Origin of the sequence: Bacteroides fluxus YIT 12057, assembly GCF_000195635.1 — a bacterium.
In the GTDB taxonomy this organism is placed as follows: domain Bacteria; phylum Bacteroidota; class Bacteroidia; order Bacteroidales; family Bacteroidaceae; genus Bacteroides; species Bacteroides fluxus.
This window is the reverse complement of the sequence record NZ_GL882634.1, coordinates 1-18,681: the sequence shown is the minus strand read 5'-3', so window position 1 is coordinate 18,681 and position 18,681 is coordinate 1. Positions and strand designations below refer to the sequence as shown.

Annotated in this window: 17 protein-coding genes and 5 pseudogenes; 9 read left to right on the top strand and 13 right to left on the bottom strand. The window is 41.6% G+C overall.

The features are described from left to right. Window positions 1-11 precede the first annotated feature (11 nt). On the top strand, window positions 12-1,709 hold the full coding sequence (locus tag HMPREF9446_RS09385; protein WP_009125378.1) for an alpha-amylase family protein: 1,698 nt from the start codon (window positions 12-14) through the stop codon (window positions 1,707-1,709). 200 nt (window positions 1,710-1,909) lie between these two features. Here HMPREF9446_RS09385 and HMPREF9446_RS09380 read toward each other — a convergent pair whose 3' ends face one another. Then, window positions 1,910-2,143: a DUF6965 family protein gene (locus HMPREF9446_RS09380; protein WP_009125377.1), complete on the bottom strand. Its 234-nt coding sequence runs from the start codon at window positions 2,141-2,143 to the stop codon at window positions 1,910-1,912. A 300-nt stretch (window positions 2,144-2,443) separates the two neighbouring features. Here HMPREF9446_RS09380 and HMPREF9446_RS09375 point away from each other — a divergent pair, with 300 nt between their 5' ends. The 3 genes from HMPREF9446_RS09375 to HMPREF9446_RS09365 are packed head-to-tail and all read left to right on the top strand — an operon-like array spanning window position 2,444 to window position 5,630. Continuing rightward, the gene (locus HMPREF9446_RS09375) at window positions 2,444-3,109 is read left to right on the top strand and encodes a DUF2461 domain-containing protein (RefSeq protein ID WP_009125376.1); all 666 of its coding nucleotides are present in this window, start codon (window positions 2,444-2,446) and stop codon (window positions 3,107-3,109) included. 34 nt (window positions 3,110-3,143) lie between these two features. Next, complete coding sequence (locus tag HMPREF9446_RS09370; RefSeq protein WP_009125375.1) at window positions 3,144-3,590, top strand: YhcH/YjgK/YiaL family protein; 447 nt, start codon at window positions 3,144-3,146, stop codon at window positions 3,588-3,590. A 30-nt stretch (window positions 3,591-3,620) separates the two neighbouring features. Then, complete coding sequence (locus HMPREF9446_RS09365; protein ID WP_039968940.1) at window positions 3,621-5,630, top strand: alpha amylase C-terminal domain-containing protein; 2,010 nt, start codon at window positions 3,621-3,623, stop codon at window positions 5,628-5,630. A 78-nt stretch (window positions 5,631-5,708) separates the two neighbouring features. Here the strand turns inward: HMPREF9446_RS09365 and HMPREF9446_RS09360 are convergent, their stop codons facing one another. The 6 genes and pseudogenes from HMPREF9446_RS09360 to HMPREF9446_RS19380 all read right to left on the bottom strand — a co-directional run. Continuing rightward, entirely contained in the window at window positions 5,709-6,422 is a 714-nt protein-coding gene (locus HMPREF9446_RS09360; protein WP_009125373.1) for a tetratricopeptide repeat protein, read from the bottom strand. 385 nt (window positions 6,423-6,807) lie between these two features. Then, the gene (locus HMPREF9446_RS09355) at window positions 6,808-7,089 is read right to left on the bottom strand and encodes a hypothetical protein (RefSeq protein WP_009125371.1); all 282 of its coding nucleotides are present in this window, start codon (window positions 7,087-7,089) and stop codon (window positions 6,808-6,810) included. Between the two features lie 143 nt (window positions 7,090-7,232). Continuing rightward, window positions 7,233-7,748: a porin family protein gene (locus HMPREF9446_RS09350; RefSeq protein ID WP_009125370.1), complete on the bottom strand. Its 516-nt coding sequence runs from the start codon at window positions 7,746-7,748 to the stop codon at window positions 7,233-7,235. A 97-nt stretch (window positions 7,749-7,845) separates the two neighbouring features. Then, complete coding sequence (locus HMPREF9446_RS09345; protein ID WP_039968957.1) at window positions 7,846-8,484, bottom strand: porin family protein; 639 nt, start codon at window positions 8,482-8,484, stop codon at window positions 7,846-7,848. Window positions 8,485-8,586: 102 nt separating this feature from the next. Further along, window positions 8,587-11,544, bottom strand: coding sequence for an AsmA family protein (locus tag HMPREF9446_RS09340; protein ID WP_009125368.1), 2,958 nt, complete (start codon window positions 11,542-11,544; stop codon window positions 8,587-8,589). Window positions 11,545-11,856: 312 nt separating this feature from the next. Then, a pseudogene (locus HMPREF9446_RS19380) lies at window positions 11,857-12,188 on the bottom strand (hypothetical protein); the annotation flags it as partial. A 553-nt stretch (window positions 12,189-12,741) separates the two neighbouring features. On the opposite strand from HMPREF9446_RS19380, the gene HMPREF9446_RS09330 reads away from it, so the two are divergent. Together HMPREF9446_RS09330 and HMPREF9446_RS09325 are read left to right on the top strand one after the other, a co-directional pair. Next, a complete protein-coding gene (locus HMPREF9446_RS09330) occupies window positions 12,742-12,975 on the top strand; it encodes a YtxH domain-containing protein (protein ID WP_009125364.1) in 234 nt (77 codons plus the stop codon). Between the two features lie 31 nt (window positions 12,976-13,006). Continuing rightward, window positions 13,007-13,522, top strand: coding sequence for a hypothetical protein (locus HMPREF9446_RS09325; RefSeq protein ID WP_009125363.1), 516 nt, complete (start codon window positions 13,007-13,009; stop codon window positions 13,520-13,522). Window positions 13,523-13,656: 134 nt separating this feature from the next. Here HMPREF9446_RS09325 and HMPREF9446_RS09320 read toward each other — a convergent pair. The 6 genes and pseudogenes from HMPREF9446_RS09320 to HMPREF9446_RS17885 all read right to left on the bottom strand — a co-directional run. Further along, window positions 13,657-14,058 (bottom strand): annotated as a pseudogene (locus HMPREF9446_RS09320) (mechanosensitive ion channel family protein); the annotation flags it as partial. Further along, window positions 14,058-14,306, bottom strand: coding sequence for a hypothetical protein (locus HMPREF9446_RS18300; RefSeq protein WP_245532266.1), 249 nt, complete (start codon window positions 14,304-14,306; stop codon window positions 14,058-14,060). The pseudogene HMPREF9446_RS09320 and the gene HMPREF9446_RS18300, both read right to left, overlap by 1 nt. 56 nt (window positions 14,307-14,362) lie before the next feature. After that, a pseudogene (locus tag HMPREF9446_RS09310) lies at window positions 14,363-15,397 on the bottom strand (DNA cytosine methyltransferase); the annotation flags it as partial. Next, entirely contained in the window at window positions 15,394-15,858 is a 465-nt protein-coding gene (locus tag HMPREF9446_RS09305) for a hypothetical protein (RefSeq protein ID WP_245532264.1), read from the bottom strand. The pseudogene HMPREF9446_RS09310 and the gene HMPREF9446_RS09305, both read right to left, overlap by 4 nt. 256 nt (window positions 15,859-16,114) lie before the next feature. After that, a pseudogene (locus HMPREF9446_RS19445) lies at window positions 16,115-16,288 on the bottom strand (DEAD/DEAH box helicase family protein); the annotation flags it as partial. Window positions 16,289-16,479: 191 nt separating this feature from the next. Next, window positions 16,480-17,070, bottom strand: coding sequence for an NUMOD4 motif-containing HNH endonuclease (locus HMPREF9446_RS17885; RefSeq protein ID WP_009125357.1), 591 nt, complete (start codon window positions 17,068-17,070; stop codon window positions 16,480-16,482). A 219-nt stretch (window positions 17,071-17,289) separates the two neighbouring features. Here HMPREF9446_RS17885 and HMPREF9446_RS09290 point away from each other — a divergent pair, with 219 nt between their 5' ends. The 3 genes and pseudogenes from HMPREF9446_RS09290 to HMPREF9446_RS19440 all read left to right on the top strand — a co-directional run. Then, window positions 17,290-17,544, top strand: a complete 255-nt coding sequence (locus tag HMPREF9446_RS09290; RefSeq protein ID WP_009125356.1) for a prevent-host-death protein — start codon at window positions 17,290-17,292, stop codon at window positions 17,542-17,544. A gap of 493 nt (window positions 17,545-18,037) precedes the next feature. Next, window positions 18,038-18,418 carry a hypothetical protein gene (locus HMPREF9446_RS09285; protein ID WP_009125355.1) on the top strand — a complete coding sequence of 127 codons (381 nt, stop codon included), beginning with the start codon at window positions 18,038-18,040 and terminating at the stop codon, window positions 18,416-18,418. Between the two features lie 10 nt (window positions 18,419-18,428). Then, a pseudogene (locus HMPREF9446_RS19440) lies at window positions 18,429-18,533 on the top strand (DUF6965 family protein); the annotation flags it as partial. Between the last annotated feature and the right edge of the window lie 148 nt (window positions 18,534-18,681).

The following is an 18,681-nucleotide window of genomic DNA, read 5'->3' as shown; positions in this document are numbered from 1 at the left end:
ATACAAAAGAAATGAGTGACGAAAACAAACTGATCATTTACCAAGTGTTTACCCGTTTATTCGGAAACAACAATAACCATTGTATCAACAACGGCAGCATCACTGAAAACGGATGTGGCAAAATGGCTGATTTTACAGCCAAGGCATTGGGTGAGATAAAAAAGCTCGGTGCAACGCATATTTGGTACACAGGCATCATAGAGCATGCTACCCAAACCGATTACCGCCGTTACAATATCCAGCCCGATCATCCGGCCATTGTCAAAGGAAAGGCCGGCTCCCCGTATGCCGTTAAAGATTATTATGATGTGGATCCCGATCTGGCGAAGGATGTTCCGGAACGTATGAAAGAGTTCGAGAACCTGGTGCAGCGTACTCACCGCAGCGGCCTGAAAGTCATCATCGACTTCGTGCCCAACCACGTGGCGCGCCAATACCATTCGGATACCCTACCCGACGGTACATCCCAATTGGGAGCAAACGATGATACAAACTATGCCTTCAGTCCGTACAACAACTTCTACTATATTCCCCAGTCGGAACTGCATGGCCAATTCGACATGAAAGGCTCCGCTGCCGAAGCTTATAAGGAATTTCCCGCCAAGGCAACCGGAAATAACCGTTTTGATGCGTATCCCAATATCAATGACTGGTATGAAACCGTAAAATTGAATTATGGGGTAGATTACCAGAACGGCGGTACCTGCCATTTCGCTCCGACTCCCGACACTTGGGGCAAAATGCTGGATATTCTCCTCTTTTGGGCAGGAAAGGATATTGACGGTTTCCGGTGTGACATGGCCGAGATGGTGCCGGTTGAGTTTTGGGAATGGGCTATCCCCCGGGTAAAGGCACAATATCCTTCACTCTTGTTTATAGCCGAGGTGTATAATCCCGGAGAATACAACAATTATCTGTTCCGCGGCAAATTTGATTATTTATATGATAAAGTAGGATTGTACGACACTCTACGGAACATAGTATGCGGCAACGAATCGGCAACCGCCATCACCCGTGCCTGGCAGAGTCTGGGAGGTATAGAAAAACGTATGCTGAACTTCCTGGAAAACCATGACGAGCAGCGTATCGCATCTGACTTCTTTGCCAGCAATCCTCTCAAAGCGATTCCGGCGCTTATCGTATCGGCCTGCATGAATGTAAATCCAATGATGATTTACTTTGGCCAGGAGTTTGGCGAGTTGGGCATGGATAGTGAAGGATTCAGCGGCAGAGACGGGCGTACCACTATTTTCGATTATTGGAGCGTGGATACAATCCGTCGCTGGCGCAATGGCGGGAAATTTGACGGGAAGATGCTGACGGAAGACCAGCAGTACCTGTACCGCATTTACCAGCGCATATTGACCCTCTGCAATGAAGAAATGGCCATTGCACAAGGTGATTTCTTTGATTTGATGTATGCCAACACCAACGGATGGCGCTTCAACGAACATAAACAATACGCATTCCTGCGTAAATTCAAAAGAGAGTTATTGCTGTTTGTTGTGAATTTCGACCACATCTCCGTTGATCTTGCCATCAATATCCCCTCGCACGCTTTCGACTTTCTGCAACTTCCGCAAATGGACCGATACAAAGCTACGGACTTGCTCAGCGGAAAGGAAGAAACCATCAGCCTGCTGCCTTATAAAGCCACAGATGTTTCAGTGGGAGGATACAGCGGAAAGATATTGAAGATAAAACTATAGACAGTCATCTACTGAAAAAGCTCTGTTCGCAGGTTGCGAATATATGTTCAAGCGTTGCGAATATATATTCGGGCGTTGTGAATATCCGTTCGCAGGCTGTGAACAGAGTTCTTATATAGGACAAAGAAAGTTTATACCTTACCTGAAAAGCTTTTTCTCCGCACTCCGCACTCTTTTTCTCTTAATGCTTTTCCATGGCATTAGCGCTCATTCCCTTCGATACATTCCTTCAACCGATACAGGCGAGTAATGGCCGGGTTATAGAATGCATCCGGATAATGCGCGTCTATATCGCTCAAATTTGCCTGCACATACCGTTCCACATCATAAATGTCCTCAGCCTCACTTAATTTTACCTGTTGAGGGAAAGAAGTGCTCTTCGCCCACACTATCAGCGTCTTAACGCTTTCTTCATCATACTTGTATTCTGACATAATCTAATCTATTTTCCTGCAAAGATATAACAAATGCAAAAGTTGACCGTATATCATTGAACAAAATATGCACTTGTCGTGTTTTATAATTGTGTTTTTCATAGTATTAGATATAAGATTAATTAAAAGAGACGTACCCGCTTGTGACAAGTAAGTACATCAAAAAACAGAAGCGTCTGTTTGATTGATAAATGTGTAAGAAGCATCGGTTTACCAGAGCCGATGCTTTTTTTTATCCTTCTTTGCTATATGTTGGAAAATAATCCGTAAATTTGGCAGATAATAAGGAAAGAAAATGATATGAATATCCCTGTTATATTTCAATTTTTAGAAGAACTGTCTGCAAACAACAATCGTGAATGGTTCAATGCCCATCGGGATAAATACGAAACGGCCCGTAATGAGTTTGAAGACCTGCTGACAGTCATCATCTCCCGCATCTCCTTGTTTGATGAAAGTATCCGCGGCATAGAGGCCAAGGACTGTACCTACCGCATTTACCGGGATACGCGGTTTACGGAAGACAAGACCCCATACAAGAATCACTTCGGAGGCTATATCAATGCCCGGGGAAAGAAATCCGATCATTGTGGCTATTATATCCATCTGCAGCCGGGAAACTGCCTGCTTGCAGGAGGAAGCTACTGCCCTCCTTCCCCATTATTGAAAGCATTGCGACAGGCTGTGTATGATAATATGGATGAATTCCGCAGCATAGTGGAAGACCCCGCTTTCAAGCAATATTTTCCCGTAATCGGAGAGAACTTCTTGAAATCCGCTCCCAAAGGTTTTTCAAAAGACTATCCCTATCTGAAATATTTGCAATGCAAGGAATATACCGTCGCTTGCTATCGGCCGGACAGTTTCTTCCTTGCCCCGGATTTTCTGGACCGTACAGACGACATCTTCAAGCAGATGAAACGCTTCTCGGATTTTGTAAATTACACTATCGACGACTTTGAATAATTACCTATTATAACTAACTTAAAACATTTGAATTATGATTATAGACAAACTTGAAAACATAGAAAAATATGCTTCGCTGAACCCCTTGTTCACACAAGCCATTGAATTTTTAAAATCACAAGATCTCAATTCCCTGGAAATCGGGAAGACCGAACTGAAGGGCAAAGACCTGCTTGTAAACGTAGCCCAGACTAAGCCCAAAGCCAAAGAAGACGCCAAATTGGAAACTCACAGGGATTTTATCGACATCCAGATTCCTTTGTCGGGTACAGAAGTAATGGGTTACACCGCCGCAAAGGATTGCATCCCTGCCGACGCACCGTATAATGCGGAAAAAGACATCACTTTCTTTGAGGGACTGGCAGAAAGCTACATAGAAGTGAAGCCCGGGATGTTTGCCATCTTCTTTCCCCAAGACGGACACGCTCCAGGCATCACTCCGTCCGGAGTCAAGAAAGTAATCGTGAAAGTGAAAGCATAAATGTATCAAATACCCCAAACTCATCCTTTTATGGAAACATTGAATTTGATTAAGAACGACCCTTGGCTGGAGCCATACGCAGAGGCCATCAACGGACGCCATGAATATGCCGTAAATAAAGAAGCGGTATTGACCAACAAGGGAAAGCAAACATTGTCGGACTTTGCATCCGGATATCTGTACTTTGGTTTACACCGTACCGACAACGGGTGGATTTTTCGTGAATGGGCACCCAATGCGACCCAAATCTTCTTGGTAGGAACTTTCAATGGCTGGAAGGAAGAAAAGAAATACAGTCTGAAACGTAAGGCAAACGGTAATTGGGAAATCAAACTTCCGGCCGATGCCATAAAACATGGAGACTTGTATAAATTGATGATACACTGGGAAGGCGGATGTGGCGAACGTATCCCCGCATGGGCCACCCGTGTCGTACAGGATGAGCAGACCAAAATATTCAGCGCACAGGTATGGGCACCGGAAAAACCGTATAAAATGAAAAAACGGACGTTCAAACCGGCTACTGACCCTCTGTTGATATATGAATGCCACATCGGTATGGCACAGCAGGAAGAGAAAGTGGGCAGTTACAGGGAATTCCAGGAAAAAATCCTTCCCCGTATTGCCAAAGACGGATACAACTGCATACAGATCATGGCTATCCAGGAACATCCTTACTATGGCAGTTTCGGATATCATGTATCCAGTTTCTTTGCCGCTTCCTCACGCTTCGGGACTCCGGATGAACTGAAGGAACTGATTGACACCGCCCATAGCATGGGAATAGCGGTCATCATGGATATTGTCCACTCACATGCCGTGAAGAACGAAGTGGAAGGCTTAGGAAACTTTGCCGGAGATCCTGATCAGTATTTCTATCCCGGCGTCCGCCGTGAACATCCGGCATGGGATTCACTTTGCTTTGATTATGGGAAAAACGAAGTCATGCATTTCCTGTTGTCAAACTGCAAGTTCTGGCTGGAAGAATATCATTTTGACGGTTTCCGTTTCGACGGAGTGACTTCCATGTTATATTACAGTCACGGATTGGGTGAGGCATTCTGCAATTATGGCGATTATTTCAATGGACATCAAGATGACAATGCTATTTGTTACTTGACTCTTGCCAACCGCCTAATCCATGAAGTAAATCCCAAAGCCATCACAATCGCCGAAGAAGTATCGGGCATGCCGGGGCTGGCCGCCAAATATGAAGATGGAGGCTACGGCTTTGACTACCGTATGGCAATGAATATTCCGGACTACTGGATCAAGACAATCAAAGAAAAAATCGATGAAGACTGGAAACCGTCCAGTATGTTCTGGGAAGTGACAAACCGCCGGAAAGATGAAAAGACAATCTCATATACTGAAAGCCATGACCAGGCATTGGTCGGTGACAAAACCATCATTTTCCGCTTGATTGACGCCGATATGTACTGGCACATGCAGAAAGGGGATGAAAACTATACCGTGAACCGCGGCATCGCTCTCCATAAGATGATACGTCTGCTGACCGCAACTACCATCAATGGCGGATACCTCAATTTTATGGGTAATGAATTCGGGCACCCCGAATGGATAGACTTCCCGCGTGAGGGTAACGGATGGTCATGCAAATATGCCCGCCGTCAATGGGATCTGGTAGATAACAAGAACCTGTCCTACCATTATATGGGAGACTTCGACGCTGCCATGTTGGAAGTAGTGAAAAGCATTAAAAATTTCCAGGCCACTCCGGTTCAGGAAATATGGCACAACGATGGAGACCAGATATTGGCATACATGCGAAAGGACTTGATTTTCGTGTTTAACTTCAACCCCAAACAGTCTTTCACAGACTATGGTTTCCTGGTTCCCGCCGGAAGCTATGAGGTGATACTGAACACTGATGACCCGGCTTTCGGTGGCAATGGATTGACGGACGATACCATCAAACATTTCACGCTCCATGATCCATTATACAAAAAAGAGAAGAAAGAATGGTTGAAACTTTATATACCGGCACGCACTGCCATGGTTCTGAAAAAGAACAAATAATACAGTATATATAACTGAAAAGAGAGGCAGGTATCACTCCGGATACCTGCCTCTCTTTTCAGTTCGTTTTTGGGATGCTTATTTCAATTGAGACTCGATGAAGTTCAACATTGTTTTTGCATTGTCCATCATCTTCTTCTGAGCCGGTTTGTTAGCAGAAAGCAACGGAATCAACTTCTCCAAGTATCCTTTAGCTTCCTTGAATTCAACTTTTGCCTTATCAGCATCAGTCTTCAAGGTATTGGCGCCTTGGCTGTAATACAACGAACCCAAACTGTTGAGTGCATTGACATTCTCAGGCTGGATAGCAATAGCTTGCTTGAAAGCTTCTTCCGCTTCGCTGTTTTTCTTTGCTCTTTGTGCCAAAATACCTTGGTTCACATAATAAGTAGCATACATCTTAGTCAATGTCTTATTACCCGGATTTGCCTCCAAACCTTCCTTCAAGGTGGCAACATACTCATCATTTTTCTTCAGATCCTTCAAGGCACCAGCCTTACCGATATATGCATTGGCCAGGTTATACTTCTTTTGCACGGCAATATCAAAATACTTCAATGCTTCCGTCGGCTTCTTGATTTTGTCTGCACATACGCCACAGTTATATGCAATCACCGAGTCTTGATTGTTGGTCTGTGTCAGGTAAGTACTGAATTTAGTAAATGCTTCTTGGTAATTTTTCGCTTCAAGCGCTGCTTTTCCTTCGTTCACTAATTGTGCAGGATCGGCATTCTGCGCAAAGAAATTAGTAGCTGTACAAAACAGTGCAAGAGATAAGATTAATTTTTTCATGTGCTTTAATATTTTTAAAATTGATATTCCAAAGTTAGCAGCCTAAGGCTAAGGAGCAAAGTCTTTTTACCTTTTTTGAGCTTTTTAGAATAGTAATAACAAGTGTTATTTTAGGTAAACCGATACGCCATATCCCCTATCCTTTAAAATTTCGGGCCTATATCTTTGTATTTCAGAATGGCAAATGCCTATAAATCATTATTTATCAAAGTACCATTCCCTATTTCAGATTGAGGAAAGGGAATAGCGGACGTTTTCCAAAAGTCAATTCTACAAGAGGAAAATAGCAGAAGCGGAAAACAGTGATGTTAAAAAAGGTAATACTCTTTTCCCGTTTTTTCACCTATGCTATGATGAGAACTCAATTATTTTACAAAGCGGTCACTCATTCAACAGCCTCTTTCACTATCTCCATCACTACATGGCTTGACTCCAACCAGAACCAATACCATAGCCAAAGCATAATTCCACCCAGCCAAACAAGAACAACATCAATATAATATAGCCTCAATATTCTACTGATCAATACGCATAGAAGCTCTCCGCAAAGTACATAGGCAGTAACCATGGTGACAAGCTGGTCATTGGCAACAGTTATCAAAGCCAGAGTGCCTATAACAGGAATAAGAGAAGTACAATCAATTAGAAGTTGCAGTTTGTCGTTCATAATATAATAAAGATTAAAATACAAATATACGATTTATTCATGTAAAACTGAAATCCAAGCATTGAAATATAAAAAGGTGACAAGCGTTAAATTACGCTTATCACCTCTTGCATAGTAATGAGATTTCTGTTCCGAGATATTTTTTAGAATCTGTATGCAGCCCCAATATTGATGACGCCCTGGTCAAAATCACTGACCAACTGGTATCTGAACTCAAGATTCATGGCCCAGCTGCGGCTCAATGCGAATTCAGCTCCAACTCCCAGGTTTACACCGAACCGGCATTCGTTATGATTCCCATCGCCATCCACATGAACATGGTCTCCGTCCCAATCAATATCATACATGTCGAACATCCAGTTGGATAAAGTCAATCCAAACAGCGGATAAAGCTTGACATTGCTGGCTACCGGGCACAGATAATGGAAATTCACGTTCACATCCAACATGCTTACATTGTCATTTTCAAAAAAATAATTAAGAGAAGGTTCAATGCGTATAGGATTGGTTATGTTATACTGATACTTGATTCCTAATCCGATACTTTCAATCTCTGTACCATAACCAAGCCCGAAACCTATAGCCTGTTTTCCTTTCTGCGCATAAGCACCGGCTGACAACAAAAAAAGTGTTCCCAATAAAATGAATAATTTTTTCATACTACATAGTCTATTTTGTAACAGATAAAATAAAAGTAGGAAGAAAAGCACTTAGTCTTACTAGCTACTCAATTAAGGGGTACTACAAAAGAACAATTTAAAATTTATATCCCAAAGTAATGCCAATGTTCGCATTATGCGGAGCATCCCCGTCCATGATTTTGCAGAAACCAAGCTGCGTGTCAAGCCCTACAAGGATTCGGCCAAACTCTACCCCGAGACCGATGTTCCAACCGGCATCAAACCTGTTGTAATCCAATCCGTCATCACCGAATGTACTGATTTTCTCATCCCCGTTGACATTGACACCTCCAACGGATGCCTTGCCGTCAAATTTGGCATTACCGCCTACGCCGCAGGCAAGATACGGACCGGTCGCAATGACAAGATTGGTATTGTCTGCAATATTAAAACGAAACTGCACATTAATGGGCAATTCCAGATAAAGCTGGTTGATTTTCACATCTGCATCCGCATCTACGATGTTGCCGCTGTACCCACTTGAATATTTCGCACCTTTCTGTGAGAAGAACAGTGAAGGCTGCAAGGAAACAAGGTCGGTGAATTGGTATTCCATTCCCACCCCGATACGTGCTCCCGGTTTAAATTTGGAGTGGTCAGAGTTTTCGCCGATGTAACTGCTGAGATTGAGGCCAGCTTTTACATTGAAAGACACCTGCGCAAATCCTAAGGTACAAATAAGCGCAAAAAGAACTGTTAAGATACTTTTTTTCATAATGGTTGTAATTAAAAAAATGTTTATATAATAATGCATTTACTGCCATGATGATTTTGAAGGTCATGAGGTATCCATATTCTACTTTACTTATTGACCATATTATCTTTTCATTATTTTCTTGAAATCCTTTTCAATCTGTCGTCCCATGTTTACTATCGCACTGTCCACCTTATGTATTTCCGCCGGTGTAACAGCGTCCTTGTATCTGGCTTTGCCCAACTTGAAATTCATGTCGTCCAAAGTCCCCGATATGTTCAACCCCAATTTGAACGGTACCGGCGATTTCAGTATGGAAATATGGTAGTCAAAATTCATGTCCAATCCTTGTGTACCTCCTACCGCTGCCCTGTAACGGTCCATTGAAATTTCAAAAGGATAGATGGTCACGTTACCATCTTTGATACTGATATTTACTGAAATACTGTCGATCAAGTTTCTCTTTTTGTTCTTGAAAAAGAACTTTTTTGATATTTCGGCGAAAGTCTCACCATCCATCAGTACAAGGCTGTCCCCTTTTACATGAATGGCCGAGCGCAAGGTCGGTATCTTGATATTGAGACTGGAGTCCAATACCGCAGCAGCCGCCACATTAAAGTCCACAGTCCCTTCGAATGAACGCAGCATGGGTACGATAGTATCCAAAGAGGGTGCAAGGTCAACCAACTTTCCGATGTTAATGTTATGCAGCCGGAAATCAAAACCGGCAAATCCCTGTTCCGGGCGTTTTGCCTGATAAACAAGCGTAGTGTTCATGTTCGAGCCCATGCCTTTCATGCTGAGTTCTTTCAGGTGTATGGACTGGTTGCGGATATCTACGGCTCCGTGGACATCATTGAATATCACTTTTTCATAAAGAACTTGCCGGAAATTGGTTTGTAGTTCAAAGTCTAATTTCGGTGGTATGACAAACAACTTAAGATTTGTAGCGGTTGTATCCGCTTCGGCCGTAAGTGTATCCGAGGGAAAGGATATTGAATGTATAAGCTGGTTACAGTCCAAATGTTCCGACGCGACATTCAACTTGGCGCGTAATACTTTGTGGTGTTTCACAGCTCCATACAAATCATGAATTGCTCCATTTGCCGTAACGTCAGATCTGCCTATACGCATGGTAGCATTACGCAATGTGATGATACGGTTTCCCACTGTTACGGAGGTTTTTTGCATATGTATGGGAAGTGCACATTCCGGAATACGGATAGCCATATGATTAAAGCCCACGATGCCTTTGGGCATCCACAATGAATCACGGTTTTGTTCTACGGTGACTCCTATGCCGGCTTTGTTCATCCCTGCTTTGACTTCTCCCATACGGCAAAATAAAGTGTCTGCCTCCATGACAAGTCCTATTCGAGGCTTGCCCGGATCATGTTCTCCCGGCTGCACTTTCAAAGTAGCGGAAGATTTCCCGCAAAATAGACCGAGAGAATCTCCCAAAGCCACTTTTAGCTTATGCATTTCCATCTTACATTCTACCCGGGCCATTCTAGTCGTGTCTTTAACAGGAGTAGTCTTGACGGTAGCTACAAGACTTTTCATGTCAGAGTTCAACCGGGGAGAACGGAGAATCATGTCCTCGATTTTGGCGTGTGCCCCCAACCATTCATTGCCGGTAAAATTCAATGATGCATTGCTTATGAACTCAAAATGTCTCTGAGTATCACGTAATACGAGTTTGTCTGTCTTGAGTTGTCCTTCGGCCTTGATACGTCCCCAATCCTGTTTCTTTATGGAAGACAAGCGGCAATGCACTCCCAAATCGGTTTCCACCTTCCCTTCCATACTGATACTTTCCTGCAACGGGAAAGCCTGCTCCAGTGCATTCAAGTCTATGGTCGATTGAGTATGGAAAGTGATATCGGGATCTGTCAACAGATTCTCTACTTCCATATCAGCCGATATGTTGGTATTTGCCCCCTTAAAATGGAAAATCTTTAAATTCAGATAGGAAGGGTTGTTGCGCATCAGATCTATTTGCCCATAAAAATCAGCGTCTAATTTGTCTATGCCATAAGATAGTCCGGCATACCGGGCAGAGGCATTCTTTATTTTGATGTCCAATGTAGCCAACGGTAACTTTTGTTTTCCATAGGCTCCTTTTAGCTTTCCTTTGAAAGTAACCTCTCCCTTGGCAGACACCTCTGCCTTTTTCAAAATACTTTCCGGAATCATGTGCAATACTGTTTCCAACGAAGGGGCATGCAACCCGTATTGCAGGTCCAAATCAAGAACTTGTGCCATTGCATCATGCCGCAGTGTTCCTTTTATCCCCAATTCTGTACCGTTTATATCAATCAGGGCATCACGCAGAAAGAGAATGCGATGAACGGTATCCAGTTCAATGTCGGTCTTCAGATGGATGCCGATATGGTTAGCTATCAGTTGCCCATTTTGCCAGAAAAGAACATTCTTGTTTTTGAAATCCAAATTCAGTATGGAATGCCCTTTTTTCATGTTTGCTTTCAGACTCAGGTTCATGTCCCATAGATTGGCAAAAACATGTGTGTCCCGGTCATCCATAGTTACCGTGGCATGCTTTATGGCAACCTGCCCGATATTAAGTTCATTCACATGTTTGACCGTATCTGTTGATGATGAAGCTGTATTTGTCGTGTCAGAGAGCAGGATGTCCCAATTTGCAGTTCCGGTCTTGTCCTTGTATGCATAAATGTTGGCACTGTCCAGAACAAGATGATGGATATTTACCTTCTGTTGTTGCAAATAATCCATTGCATCAATTACCAATGTCGCTTTTTTGAAAGACAATAGCGTGTCAGTTCTCTGCCACATGGTATCACGGATGGCCCTTGAAACCAATGTCCCGTTTCTCAGTTGCAATCCAAACCGGGGAAAGGTGGAGAAAAAGGTAAGCTCTACACCTTTCATATCCAATTTTGCATTTAAATTTCGATTGGCTATTTCCAATACTACCGGAGTTAACTTCTCGGGAGTGAACACAAAATTCAGGGCAATCGTGATTATTATAAAGACAGCTATAATCAGCCCCCCTGATATAATGCCGGATATTTTTATAATTTTTCTAGTTTGATTTTTCATATCTTGATCAAAAGACACCTGCAAATCTATATATAAAGTATTAATAAATTAGCAACCGATAATGCCTAAAAACAAATAAAAGGAGTTTATGAACTGTTTTTCGGAATTAATGAATACATCTGCTGATCCTGATTTTGCTTCTACGGTACAGTGCAACCTTTGTTTTCAGATTGTCCGTAGTGGTATTTGGTCCATATGTAAGGGTATTGGTCGTCCGGAACCTACGTTTGAATTTGGGTGCGGCTTTTATTTTTGTGTGATTGGTGCATTAAAGTATATAATTGGGAAATAAAGTTTTCTATTCCACCTGTTCTACCAACAAGCAATACGATTTACGATTTCGGTGTAAAGATACTCTATATCCCCACTAAAATCCCCATAGTTCTGATACAGAAACACGACATCAGCGCAGTTGTCGGAAATTGTACTCTTGAACTGAATCCCTAATACTCTTGACATTTCTTCACGTAACCCTGCTGTCATTTTCCCACCAGCAAGCGAGCTTGGAGAAAACAGGTACAGGATAATGAAAATGAACTTCTTCCGTTGTGTTACACTATCAATACAAGGGGGCATCCTCTCTCATTCAACAACTCAACAAATATTTTATAGATTTCATGGATAAGGCTTTTGTCTTCCTGAATAATCCGATTTTACTCGTTCACCTCCCTACCCCACATCATAGCAGAATAAATAGCTTTTGCATACAAAAAGAGTTCCTCACGACTGGTAAGGAACTCAACTTGAAGGGCTGCGCATTTCGCATCAGTCCAGACGTTTTCATTTCTACTCATTGTTTATTAGTTAATTTTACACATCCACAATGTTAACAGTTAACATATGCGTTTACTTGCTAAACCATGTTATAAGATGGCTGAACAAAGACTCATAACTTGCATAACTCCCACAAATCACTATCTTTACAATGTGTTTTTCATAGTATTAGATTTAAGGTTAAACAAAGATTGGCTGTCTGGGAAGATAGCCTTTTTTGTACATATTACAGACTACACCTCAAGGGCAAGTCGCCTCTAATTTATCCGATTATTTGGAAGACCTCCATTATATAGTGTATCAGTAAACAAGATATCTTGCCCTTGCATTATCTTTAAAAATGTTTCCACCATTTGCTAAAAACAATATTTATTTCTACATTTGAATTTTAACTAATCAAACAACATCACTAAATGTAAGGATATGAAAAAGTTTTTATTTGCCATATTGGCATGCACAATTGCACTTGGCTTTACATCATGCAGAGAGAAAAAAGCAAAAGACAAGGTTAAGGATCGTGTAGAAAATGTAAAGGAGTCCGTTGAAGACGCCCTTGAAGAAGCACAAGAACAGATTGAGGAGAGAGCGGATGATGTGAAGAAAGTCCTGGATGAAGCCGGAGATGAAATTGAACAAGCAAAAGAAAAATTGGAATAAGAGGCAAGAATCCATTTAACTTATAGACATCATGAAAAAGATTAATTTACTACTGCTTTTTCTCCTGCTGGCATGCACTTTGTCTGCTCAGGACGGCATTTCCATCTTTATTGGCAGGGCCAACCGTTACGCAGCCGTGGAACTTTCTGATTACAGGAAGCGCCTATGCCTGGAATATAATATTTCAAACCGTTCCTTGGACGATTACTACAGACGCTGTGGGAAGGACTGGGGGAATGTAGGGATTGCACTTGAAATAGCTAGGACTTCCGGAAAAAAAATGCGTGACGTCTGTGATTATTACAACCGGTATCAGCGCTACGGGTGGAACCGTATCCTTGTGGAAATCGGCATAAATCCGGGAAGTGTGTATTATACCCCTTTCTATGACAGAGTCCATCACCATAGTGACTGCTGGTATGAATATTATAATTCATACTGTGAACGCCATGACAAATTTCACCATAAGAAACATAAATACAAAAAGCCGAAGAAACACCACAAGAGACACTATCGACATTATGACGATGACGACGACGACGATTGATCGGAATCTGAAATCCAAAGAGTGGACAGGCGTAATCTAATGCCTGTCCCCTCTTTTATATTAATTATACTAATAAGATTCCTGTTCCGGAATTTTCTTTAGAATCCGTACAAAGCCGTAGATAGATAATAGAATCAATCTTTTGCCTGATGCAGGGTGAGTTGCGGGAAGGGGAATCCTATTCCTTCTTCATTGAATGTAGTATAGACGATTTCATTGATATCATACAAAACACTCCAGTAGTCAGCGCTTTTTACCCAGACGCGCACCATAATATCAACGCTGCTTGCACTTAGTGAGCCTAAGACGATGAGGGAAGCGGGAGTATCCAATATGCGGCTGTCCGCATTGATTATGCGCTGCAAAACGGCTCTGACCCTCTTCACGTCCTCACCGTATTCAACACCGAACACCCATTCGACACGGCGCTTATCCTGCTTGCTGTAATTGGTGACGGCATTGCCACTGAGACTTCCATTAGGTACATAAATCATACGGTTGTCAAGAGTGGAAAGTATGGTGTGAAATATCTGTATTATCCATGCCAAAATCCACCAACTTTTCCAATGCCTGTTCCAGTTTTCCTCCAGTAGTAAGTGTTTCCATTGACTTCAAGATGGTTACTTCTACACAATAAAAAGCAACGGTGATTATTTGATAAACGAAATCCACCATCAATATAATTTGCAATAAAATTGTCATAACCGACTAAGTTAAAACTTACTTTTCCATTGGGAATTTCAATACCATATTCTTTGGTTTTTACAATATCCCCCTCGTAAATCTCTTTCCCGTTCTTGTCACGCAGTCCAGTGAACAGCCCAACGGTTTCAGCCCATACGTAATTACCCCGGCAGGTTCTTCCACAGATACATTCTTACTTTCAAGGTGCCCACTGAACTGTTTTGAGAGGAAACAAACTTGAGCCACGCCTAAACGGTTTTGCGTTGATACTACCGGACAGGGTTCGTCAATTCCAGATGCTTGATACTTCCCGGCTTTATTCATCGAATTGTACTTAATCAAAAAAGCATCTTTTCCTCCTGCTACGAACTTAATCAGTCCGGCATAGATACGTTCAAGTGTCTTTTCTGCAAGCGGCTTTTCCCGAAAAATAGACGTACTTTCATCAGAAAAGTCTAACACTTCTTTAACAGGCTTCCACTTCTCCAGCTTGGTAAACATATCCTGTCTGCCGCCTTTACAGTGAGTAGGCTCAGGGAATACTATCGGCAAGCCCTTTTGGGCAAAGATTCCAAAGAAGCGTTTCCGCGTGGTGTATGCCCCATAGTCGGCAGCGTTCAAAATCCGGTGTTCAAAGTTGTAGCCGTACTTTTTGACGTTACGCACCCACTTCTGATACAAGCGTCCTTTATCCATTGAGATAGGCTTGCCGTTTTTATCCATATCTCCCCATGACATAAACTCCTCCACATTCTCAATCTGAATATAATCAGGGTCTATCACATCAATGTAGCGGAAGAGATGTTCAGCAAGTGTCCGGCTGTCGGCATCATGCGGCTGATCACCTTTGGCCTTCGAGAAGTTGGTACACTCCAAAGAAGCATGAAGCATAACCATAACATCAGGATATAGCTGACGAATGCGTTCTACAATGATGTTTATTGGGGAAAGCTCCAATGTGCGGATGTCTTCGATGAAGTGGAGTGCATCAGGAATGTTGGCATCATGTGAAAGGATGGCGTTTTTGTCATGGTTTACACAGCAAACAACTTTTACACACCGCTTTCCATTCAACCGGGCTTCTTCCACTCCTTCCGAAAGACCCCCGGCACCACAGAATAAGTCTATCACGAACAACTCTATATCAGATAGTCCTTCCAGACTTTTAAGTATTTCTTTCAATGATTTCATTGTTTCACTTCTTTAGATTTCCAATCTGACGGCACTTTCGCCCATTTCCTGAACGACTTGTCGAATCCGTCAAGGTCAGAGAACATATCCATCTTGGCTGTATCGGTGGTTACGAGGGTGGCGAACTCCTTGAAATACTTGTCCGCTACTCTTACAAAGTCATTGTGTAGCTTCTTCAAGTCTCCGAGCAGAAGGCCGTTCTCTGCCATTAAGTCGCTCGCTTCCTCTACTAAGTTATTGGCTTCACAGTTCAGCAGATGGGCGGCTGAAAGAAGCATGTTCATTCTGTCGATGTTGCCGTTGGATATGGCGGCATCTATGTCCTCGTCTCTGACTTCGCAAGGGGCTTCTCCGTTGATGGTGGTGTAGCTGGGGATGTCGAACTTGGCTTTTATCCTCCTTTTGGTGGCTTCATTTCCGAAGACTGTCCCCTTTGAACTTAACCCGTGTAGTAATCGCAACTAGCCTATCCATTGTACGCTCCCCGTACTTTTGGGAAATTTCATCAAGTGACAAGTTGGTTGTCAGTATCAGAAATTTTCCCCTCTTTTCCGCTTCATCTACAATTTCACAGAATGCAAGCCTTTTCTCTCCGAATTTCACGCTAAGATTCTCTGTGCCGACATCATCAATGTAGATGATATGCTTTGCCTTCACAGCGTCTATATCGGCATTCATTTGTTGCGCATCGTAGCAGGAAACTATCTTGCGGCAATAATGATTGAGAAGCAATGGAATTATTTTCCAGCATATAAGCGACTTTCCGCTGCCCGTAGGTAACACCATAATGGCATTTGTTTTCTTCGCCCTGTTATTGAAGAAAGAAACGGCAGCATCAGAGGCTTTCTGTTGGTAATCACGAGTTTGTACATATCTATCTTCTGATTTAATGATAAAAGGGGAATCCTCACTAAGTTTGGAAAGAAATGTCCGGATTATATAAGCCTGTTCCTTACTTAATCCAACCGGAGAGAATGAACCATCATCATTCTTGACCATCATGACAAATGTTCCTGCTTCCAAATCATTCATAACCCTTTCTCCTTTCGTAACTTCTTATTAAGTGCTTTGTAATACTTGATTTATTGGTAGTAGTCTTTTGCGTATACCCATTTATAGCCATGAGATTGATAACTTCTTCTCCCTTTTTGTTTATCACCATAAAGGCATTTTCTTATGCCAGACTCTTTAAATCCTAAAACTCTTTGAACTTCAAAAGATGAACTCCAATCTCTTATTTTCTCTCCACCAATGGAGAGCTGCACAATAGGCTTAGAATTCCATTTCTTGCATATTTTTCTATTGCCTAATTTATTATGCAGAACCTTAACAGAATGTATTTGATTCTCAAAACGTGTACACCATTCAAGATTACTTGATACATTATCCGATTTATTTCCATCTTTATGATTTACATCGGCTTTATCAAAATATCCATCACAAAAAGCCATTGCTACCAATCTGTGAACATACATTGTGTATTGTCTGTTATCCTTGTATATTTTTACAGATAGATACCCTTTGCTTTTTTTGAAAAAACGCAAATTAGATGATTTTATAGTTCTGTATTGAGAACCAAAAGGAACAATTCTTTCAACGCTTCTAATATTGCCTATATTAGAAACCTGATATAATCCCTCAAATCGGGGTATGTCTTTCCAAATTTCAATCATAAGCCTTTCTCTTTTTTTAATTTCTCCATCAAAGCAGAATAATATTTGATTAATTCCTTATACTCAAAATCCGTGTAATGCTTAGAAGTATTCTTCGCTCTATATTCAACTAAATCAACTCTTTGCTATCCGATTTGGGATATAAATAATATTGTGTACCAAATTTGTACATAAAAGAAAATCTCACTATCTCTGCATCAAATCAATAACCATACAGTCATGTTAGTAATCAGTAGTAGAGAATTCAGAGACAACCAGAAGAAGTATTTCGATTCGGTTGATAATGGAGAACAGGTAATTGTTCAAAGAGGCAAGGATCGTTCTTATAAACTTGTTCCTGTGACAAGTAGCGATGTTTGTATGACTGAAGAAGAGTTCTACGAAAAAATAGACTGTTCTATCCAGCAAGCTAAAGAGGGTAAGGTATTGAGAGTATCAACTAATGAGGACCTTAAAAACTTGCTTGGTTTATGATTGAATATGAACTGGAGTTTACCCAAGAAGCACGGATGATATTCAGAAGCATAAGAAGAGCGGCAATAAGCCATTATTAAAGAAGCTTGAGAAACTCCTTTTGGAATTGAGGCAACATCCTTCAACAGGTACCGGGCAGGTTGAAATGTTGAAACATTACAAAGAAGAAACCTAGTCACGAAGAATCAATGATGAGCATCGGCTTGTTTATCGTATCAAAGAGGATGTGGTAGTAGTGCTTGTATTATCTGTATATGGACATTATAAGTGGAGAGTAGAAGGCAGCCGAATAGCTGCCTTTCCTTTTATTCATATTTCAGTAATAATTCAGGCCTGTTTATGACGTGCTTGGGCTTCCGTCGAGACTTCTTAATGCAGTATGCGATAATGTATAAATATGTATTTATAGTTTAAATTAACTTATTTACACCAGCCAGATTCCTGATAGAAATAAAGAATGAGTATGTTTGCGTAACATTTAAAATTAGGAATTATGATAAAGAAAATCGGGTATATCGAAAGCGATGGAGTGAAGTACATTTCCGTAACCGATGTTTTTGCTTATTTACGTGAGCAAGGAGTTATTGATACTGATAAAAGAGCGCATTCATATCAATGGGATTTTGAACGGAGCATTGTCAAACTAATGCACGATGCCTATAAATCCGGTGAAAAGACTGATTCTGACGTGCCCTTTATTATAGAAGGTTCTTTTTACTGCCACTGGGTGCATTTCACTTATGAAGACTTTGTGAAGTCCATTAAAGACGTAAAAAACGAGATGGAACTAAAAAAGGTCGTTTATGCAATAGACTTAGTTGAGACAATTGATAAAAACAAGATGTTCTATAAGAGAGTGTACGCATTGAAATAGCATGTGTCATGCCAACATCTGCGACATTAAGCAGCATCATCCGGATACTTTCTATAATCCGGCCATTGATAGATTGTATCGGTTGAAGGAAGTAATAGAAGGGTCGGCTGAATAAGTTGCTCCTTTTCAGTAAAAATCCCCGTAGCGGCTCAACTACGGGGATTACCTTTCTTCTTATCCTTTCATCATCATAATATCAGCTTTCATCTCTATGTAATCCTTGTACTTTTGGGTCAACGTAAAAAACTGAGGGGGTAAAATTA